Origin of the sequence: Tolypothrix sp. VBCCA 56010 (assembly GCF_050875635.1) — a bacterium.
Lineage (GTDB): Bacteria > Cyanobacteriota > Cyanobacteriia > Cyanobacteriales > Nostocaceae > Hassallia.
On the sequence record NZ_JBPAOH010000491.1, the window covers coordinates 1 to 302 of the forward strand.

1 protein-coding gene is annotated in these 302 nt (G+C 41.1%); it reads right to left on the bottom strand.

Annotated elements, in window-relative coordinates; all coding sequences use genetic code 11:
* A partial coding sequence (locus AABK37_RS42085) for a hypothetical protein (protein ID WP_432557282.1) occupies window positions 1-302 on the bottom strand: 302 nt, incomplete at both ends.

Sequence of the window (302 nt, forward strand, 5' to 3'; positions counted from 1 at the left end):
CTTCAATCACTATTGACAGTTCAATTACAGCTAACGATTTACTGGTGAACTTTAGGAGAATATCGCCAGTGTCTCCATCACGACCAATATGCTCCACCTCTACTCCACTCAACTTTGACCAATTTCGCAGTTCGACAACGACTAATTCTTCATAGTTAATGCCTTTTGCAGTTGTCACAGAAAGTACTTGTTGTGTTACGTGTTGATCTCGAATTTCCCTGGTCAGTTTTTCCACTTGTTCGGTTAATGGTTTGACAGACTCAGAAACCACATTTTTAACTGCCGCAGCCAGAGTACCATTT